This window comes from Ruegeria sp. HKCCE4148 (assembly GCF_017872495.1).
Classification (GTDB): domain Bacteria; phylum Pseudomonadota; class Alphaproteobacteria; order Rhodobacterales; family Rhodobacteraceae; genus Ruegeria.
In genome coordinates this window covers 56,831-62,892 of sequence record NZ_JAEDOS010000014.1, presented here as the reverse complement: position 1 = coordinate 62,892, position 6,062 = coordinate 56,831, and the positions used below count along the sequence as shown (strand labels likewise).

The 6,062-nt window shown below is 47.7% G+C and carries 2 protein-coding genes and 1 pseudogene; all 3 read left to right on the top strand.

Translation table 11 applies throughout. The features are described from left to right. Positions 1 to 1,078 precede the first annotated feature (1,078 nt). The 3 genes and pseudogenes from I9187_RS20720 to I9187_RS20715 all read left to right on the top strand — a co-directional run bounded on the left by I9187_RS20720 (position 1,079) and on the right by I9187_RS20715 (position 5,958). Positions 1,079 to 1,903, top strand: a complete 825-nt coding sequence (locus tag I9187_RS20720) for an endonuclease/exonuclease/phosphatase family protein (RefSeq protein ID WP_171175796.1) — start codon at positions 1,079 to 1,081, stop codon at positions 1,901 to 1,903. A gap of 299 nt (positions 1,904 to 2,202) precedes the next feature. Continuing rightward, positions 2,203 to 2,538, top strand: a pseudogene (locus I9187_RS22035) (transposase); the annotation flags it as partial. A 273-nt stretch (positions 2,539 to 2,811) separates the two neighbouring features. Continuing rightward, entirely contained in the window at positions 2,812 to 5,958 is a 3,147-nt protein-coding gene (locus tag I9187_RS20715) for an adenylate/guanylate cyclase domain-containing protein (RefSeq protein WP_171727338.1), read from the top strand. Positions 5,959 to 6,062 lie beyond the last annotated feature (104 nt).

The window sequence follows — 6,062 nt, the reverse complement described above, 5'->3', positions numbered from 1 at the left end:
TCGGAATGTCCCCATAGGTGTATAAGGTGACAGGCATATCTGTGGCGAGCATTGAAGAAATACAAACCCGGTCAACTAACCTCAAAGGGCCGTCGAACCACATTGTGGCCAGCTTGTTTGCCATTTTTCTCGTTTTTCTTAAGCCTGAAAAAGTAGCTTTCCAAAGGATAATCTACAAACGGACCTGGTGTCACTTTTAACAGCTTTTTTGACGGGTTTTGTGTTAAGGGCTTGGTTCGCAAAGTGGTCGCAAATGCATGCATCAGCGAATGATCAGATTGTTGCCTTCAATGTTCAAATCTATGAAGCAGGCTCGCTGCCAGATTGATCGCTAAGCTCGTATCATACAAAAGACTGGTTTTTTTTAGGGCGTCGTTGTGCTCAAGGTCAAAATTGGTCGCTACATGGTGTATGGTCGCGGTAAGTACACTGCAAATGCAGGCGAGGCAGTTTCTTCACTGGGGGTACCATTCGGGGTATCGAGTAGTATTTGCTAATATTTTGTAATTTAAAAATATACACTTACTTTAACTTATGTATTCCGCCCCCGGCACCATATCACTTACCCAAGAATTTAAATTCTAACCTAATCACAAGGTTATCTGGGTTTTTTGATTTGTTGCCCACTCGAACCAACCGCAGCGAGTGGATTAAATTGTTGCCCATTCGTTGCTCAATTGAAGATTTTCAATCTGAGAAACACTCTCTCTTAGATCAGAACACAATCTGTCCCAAAATACTTGATGACGGACACTCAGACTTTATTCAGGCAAACTACGAAAGGTTGTCAATTCGCACTAGGCGGCTTTGTCCGCACGGCGGCCCTTCTTCACAGCCAGTATCGAGCGATTTCAGCGAACTGCGGCTTTTGATGGGTCGCGCCTTAGCGTCAATACCAACTGTGCAACGGCCCTTACGGGCCGTTGGCTCTTGGAGGCGAGAATAGCCGAATGAATTAAATTGCCAATGCAATGCAGTGCGTGCTCTGTGTTGGGGTCTCTCTATCTTTGCTACCTCGTCCAGGCTATGGTTTCACTATTGGTATTATAGTTTCACCATTGGTATAAGGAGCACTTTCATGGCAAAGGCTTTTTCTGTTTTGACCTGGAACGTCGAGCATTTCGGGGCAACCGACAAAAAGAAGAAAACACCAAAGAAACCAATTCAACCAATCATTGATGAGATTGCGGCAGTCAATCCAGACATTGTGGCGATCATCGAGGTGCGCAGCAGCATCGTGGCCCAATACTTGATGAACTTGATGCCCAACCATTTCTTCTTCATAACCGAAGGTGAGCAGATGCAGGAGATTTTGGTCGGAATCCGGAAAACTCTTCCTGCGTTCGTTACACAGAAGAACGAGTTTCAGGCCGGACAAACAAGCCTACGCCCCGGATTGCTGGTTACACCGACGATAGATGGCGAGGCCTATCCAATTCTCTTCCTCCATGTGAAGTCAATGCCCGATCCGCGTGGGTTTGGCATTCGGAATTACATGATCGACAAGGCATTTGATTTCCGAAACGTCCTGAAGAAGGCGGCGGGTGGAAAGACCCCGAATTACATTTTTTTGGGGGATCTGAATACAATGGGCATGGAGTATTTTGGTTCAGACAAGGACATCAGCGGAGAGAGGGAGATAAAGGAGCTTGCCGCCGCTGCCAAGCGCAGGAACATGCAATTGCTGACAAAAAGCGAAGGCGCAACCTATTGGAGCGAGCGTTATGGTCCAAGTGATCTGGACCATGTCGTGGCGATGGATCATCTAAAATTCAAATCATTCGGCGGCGCAGATGTAAAGGTAAGCGGCTGGAATGACAAATCTAACAAGGCGCAGAGGAAGGCTTGGGTGAAGAAATTCTCGGATCACGCAATGCTATATCTGGAAGTTCAGAAGGTTTAACTCAAATTGGCACAGCTTGCCACGCTACCAGATCGGGCTAATCCATTACTACAGTCTGGTCTGGGTCTATTCTGTTCGTCTAAGCTTAGCTTTTTGTGCCTTGAGCGCCCCAATAAAACGACCTAACGGAGCCGTTTGATCTTGATGCACTGAGCTTGATATAGTCATTCGACCATTTTGCTCAGATAGCGGCAGTGTCTCTTGATTAGAGAATTCACGCGCGCCAGATTTTACTCTGGAGGTGAATGTCGGCAAATCGGGTTGTGGCCGCAACATCTAAACGTCTCGCTCAACGTCGGCTTACCGATCTATTCATCTTGCGTGGTACCCCTGCCTTTACCCGGTCGGATAAAGGGTCTGAATTCTTTGTACAAGCCGTTCGGAACCCTATCGCCTCTGATACCGCGAAGATCGCCTAAATCGCGCCAAGTTAACACTGGAAAAGCGGATATTGCGAAAACTTCAACGGTAGAATGAGGGACGAACTTCTCAACGGTGAGAACTCTACAGCTTGCGCGAGGCTCAAATTCTGATCGAACAGCGGAGGAAACACTACAATACGATGAGACCGCGAAGTGCACTGCCCGCCAGCGCCCGAAACCTTCATCTGGGTGGAGCTGAGGCCAATCATATAAGAATAATCAAATTGGAGCAGTCAGACCGGGTTGCTCAAGGGGTCGTGTAAAACAACATCTGGTCTCTAAATGCTATTGCCGAAGTGAACAAATACCTCGTAGCTCAGTTCGTTTCCATTCGGCCGTTTGACGATCAAATGGAAGGTCAATCCTCAAAGAGTTAATATTGATCGTTTTGACAAGTCCGTCGGCTTGATGCAGAATTTTGCGACGCGTTAATATCTACACATTCAATACCTTCTTTTCGATGTGCTGTTGGTTGGGGGATAGGCTGTGAGTGATCTAAAAGCCTGGTTGGCCTCCGTAAAAATGGAAAGATACCTCGCAACTTTTGAGGAAAACACTGTTGACCTCGATGTTGTTGCCTTATTGACTGACGAAGACCTAGCCCGTCTCAATATCCCCTTAGGCGACAGAAAACGCCTAATACGAGCCGCACAATTGTTGGGGGAAAACTCGACCGTTGCGTCAATTCATGCCCAAGAACCAGCTGTCAGAAGCATCCACGAGGGGTCGACCACCTCTGAAAGGCTGATTGGTGAACTGCGTCAGATGACAATAATGTTTGTCGACCTAGTGAATTCGACCGGTCTAGTGCAGGAGCTTGGTGTTGAGGCTTACCGAGATATTTTAAAGGAGTTCCAGCAGTGTAGCACCGAGGCCATTCATGACAACTTTGGGTTTTTTGCCCAACTTGTTGGTGACGGGATAGTTTCATATTTTGGTTTTCCAAACGCAAAGGAAGATGATGCTGAGCGAGCCGCGTTAAGTGCCTTGCAGATAATGGAGAAAATTCGACTTTGGGATATGAAGGTACCGCAGAAGTTATCGGCACGTATCGGTATCGCTACGGGTGACGTAGTTGTCGCAGACCTGGATCATACCAGTCAATCCATGGACAACATCGCGTTGGGAGATATTCCCAACTTGGCTGCTCGACTTCAGACAGTCGCGACACCTGGACAAATTGCGATTTCTGAACGCACGCAGCAACTGTTGGGAAGCAATTTCAAATGCAAGGCGATTGGTAATCACCAATTGAAGGGGTTCGTTGATCCCGTTAAAGTTTGGCTGGTTGAAGGAGCCAAAAACACCGAACTCCGCTTTGACAAGCGCAAACGTGGCGATCTGACACCTCTGATTGGGCGCAAGTCGGAACTAGACCTAATACGCGGTCGTTGGGTGATGTCCTGCCAGCGCGAAGGACAGGCGGTCTTTCTTTCCGGAGAAGCCGGAATAGGAAAATCACGACTTGCGGAAGAAACTCTTAAACACTTGGCTTTAGCGAATGGGCGACGCCTAGTGTTTCAATGTTCGCCTTACCATCAAAACAGCCCGTTTTATCCGGTCAAGTCACACCTTGATTATGTTATCGGCCTTGAAGATGGGGACACTCAGGAAACGAAACTGAGGAAACTACAATCATTTGTGGCTTCAGGCGAGCAATACACGAAGGAGTTTCTTGCACCGCTTTCAGAGCTTCTGTCGATCGAAGGCGTTGGAAAAATTGATTTTTCGTCGCCCGAAGGAACCAAATCTAGAATAACGAACGCTTTGCTGCGATATGTTGAGAAGATGGCCGAGCAAAGCCCTGTCCTTATCCTTTTTGAGGATCTGCATTGGGTGGACCCATCATCAGAAGAACTGCTGAGCAATTTGATCGACCGATTGGACGAATTACGCGTGATGGTACTCGGCACTTATCGACCTGAGTATGTTCCGCGTTGGCATGGCAATTCCAAGGTCACTACTCTTTCATTGTCACGATTGAGTAACAATGAGACGCGCCATCTTGTGGAGGTGCTACTAAATTCAAGCGATATACGTCGTACCGTTGAAGCGACCATCGCAAAGCGATCAGAAGGTGTTCCCCTGTTCATCGAAGAACTGGTTAACATGTTTCAGCGTGTTGGTTTGGACGGTGTAAAAGACGCTCCGCTAAACGACGATTCAGAATTTCCAACGACTTTGAAAGATTTGTTTCGTGCCCGGCTTGATCACCTCAAGGTGGCACCTGACACAATTTCAGTTTGCGCTGCATTGGGGCGAAGTTTCTCGTTGCAACTAGTGGCGGCAATGGCTGGTCGAGATGTTTCTGAAATAGAACAAGAACTTAACACGCTTGTTCGTGCGCAGATACTGGTCATGAAATCAGGCAGGGGAGAAGATAGTTTCTCGTTTCGACACGCGCTAATACGCGACACTGCTTACGATGCCATACTACCTCAGAAGGCCAAGCAACTACACCATCGTATTGCAAACGTAATGACGCGGGATTTCCCCAATTACTGCGATCGCAACCCGGAGATCCTTGCCCTTCATTTTAAAGAAGCCGAAAACCATGCGGCAGCTCGGGATCAGTGGAAGCTGGCAGCTCAAGTAAGTTTGCAGAAATTCGCTAGCCAAGAAGCAGTCGCGCACCTTTCAGCTGCTCTTGAAGCGCATAATAGTCTGGACTGGGATGCTGGGTCGGATGAGATTGAAATCGAACTGCGACAGAACCTATATTTGGCGCTCGAAATGCGTGGTTGGGGATCTCCTGATATTGGCGTGAACCTCGACCGTTTGATCCAACTCAAAGAGAAGGTCGGAGATAAAGAGGCCGTTTTCACTAACCTCAATCAACTCGCAGGGGACAATCTCATTGCCGGACGGCCAGACGTCGCGTTCGAGCATTGTGAACGCATGGCGCTTGTCATAGAAACCGAAACGTCATCGGCTATGCATACCCTTTGTCACCATTATAAGGGGATGGCGCTTGTTCTGTTGGGTGAATTTGACCGAGCGATTTCTCATTTTGATCTCGCCTTGAAATTTCACAAACAATCAGACCCCGAGGATCTGCACCGTTACTATCCGGCAAACTCAGCCGTCGTTGACACCGTGATGCGGTGTTGGGCCATCGCGCTGAAGGAATTGAAGCTCGAAGCAATTCAAGATGAGCTTGAGGCCGCGATTGCACTCACTAACGCGCAAACAAGCGAGTTTACCAGATGTTATGCACTTAGCATCATCGCAACGATCTATTGTACTGTAAACGACCCCGAGCGATCCCGTGAATTTGCCTCCGAAGCACATCGAACGAGCGAAAAGATCGAGTTCCAGTATTGGGAAGCGTGGTCAAGCATCATTCTTGGTTGGGCAGAAGCAAAATGCGGAAGCGCAGATGGCGGCATCGAAAGGATACGGTCGGGTCTAGAGAGATACAAAGCTACCGGGTCGGGTCAGATCGTAGCATTTTCTCACACATTGCTTGCCTCAGCATGCCTTTGCAAAGGCGAAGTAGAAGAGGCTGCCAGTCAGATCGCTAAAGCAAAGAAACTCTTAGAGGATTCCCCGATAAGATTTCACGATCTTCTGACGGACAAAATCGTTAGAGAAGTCGAAATTCAATTCGGTTCGCCAGGATCGAATAGCTGACCCAAATTACGGCTTATGATAGTACCAAGATTCATTTTTGCAAAATCACTGAGTTTTTGAAGCACTTTGTGGTATGTATATAACTTACTGTTTTGTCTGGAGGC

What these genes read in the sequence shown, in the direction of transcription:
- I9187_RS20720 (WP_171175796.1), top strand. Translation starts at nt 1,079, where the DNA reads ATGGCAAAGGCTTTTTCTGTTTTGACCTGGAACGTCGAGCATTTCGGG.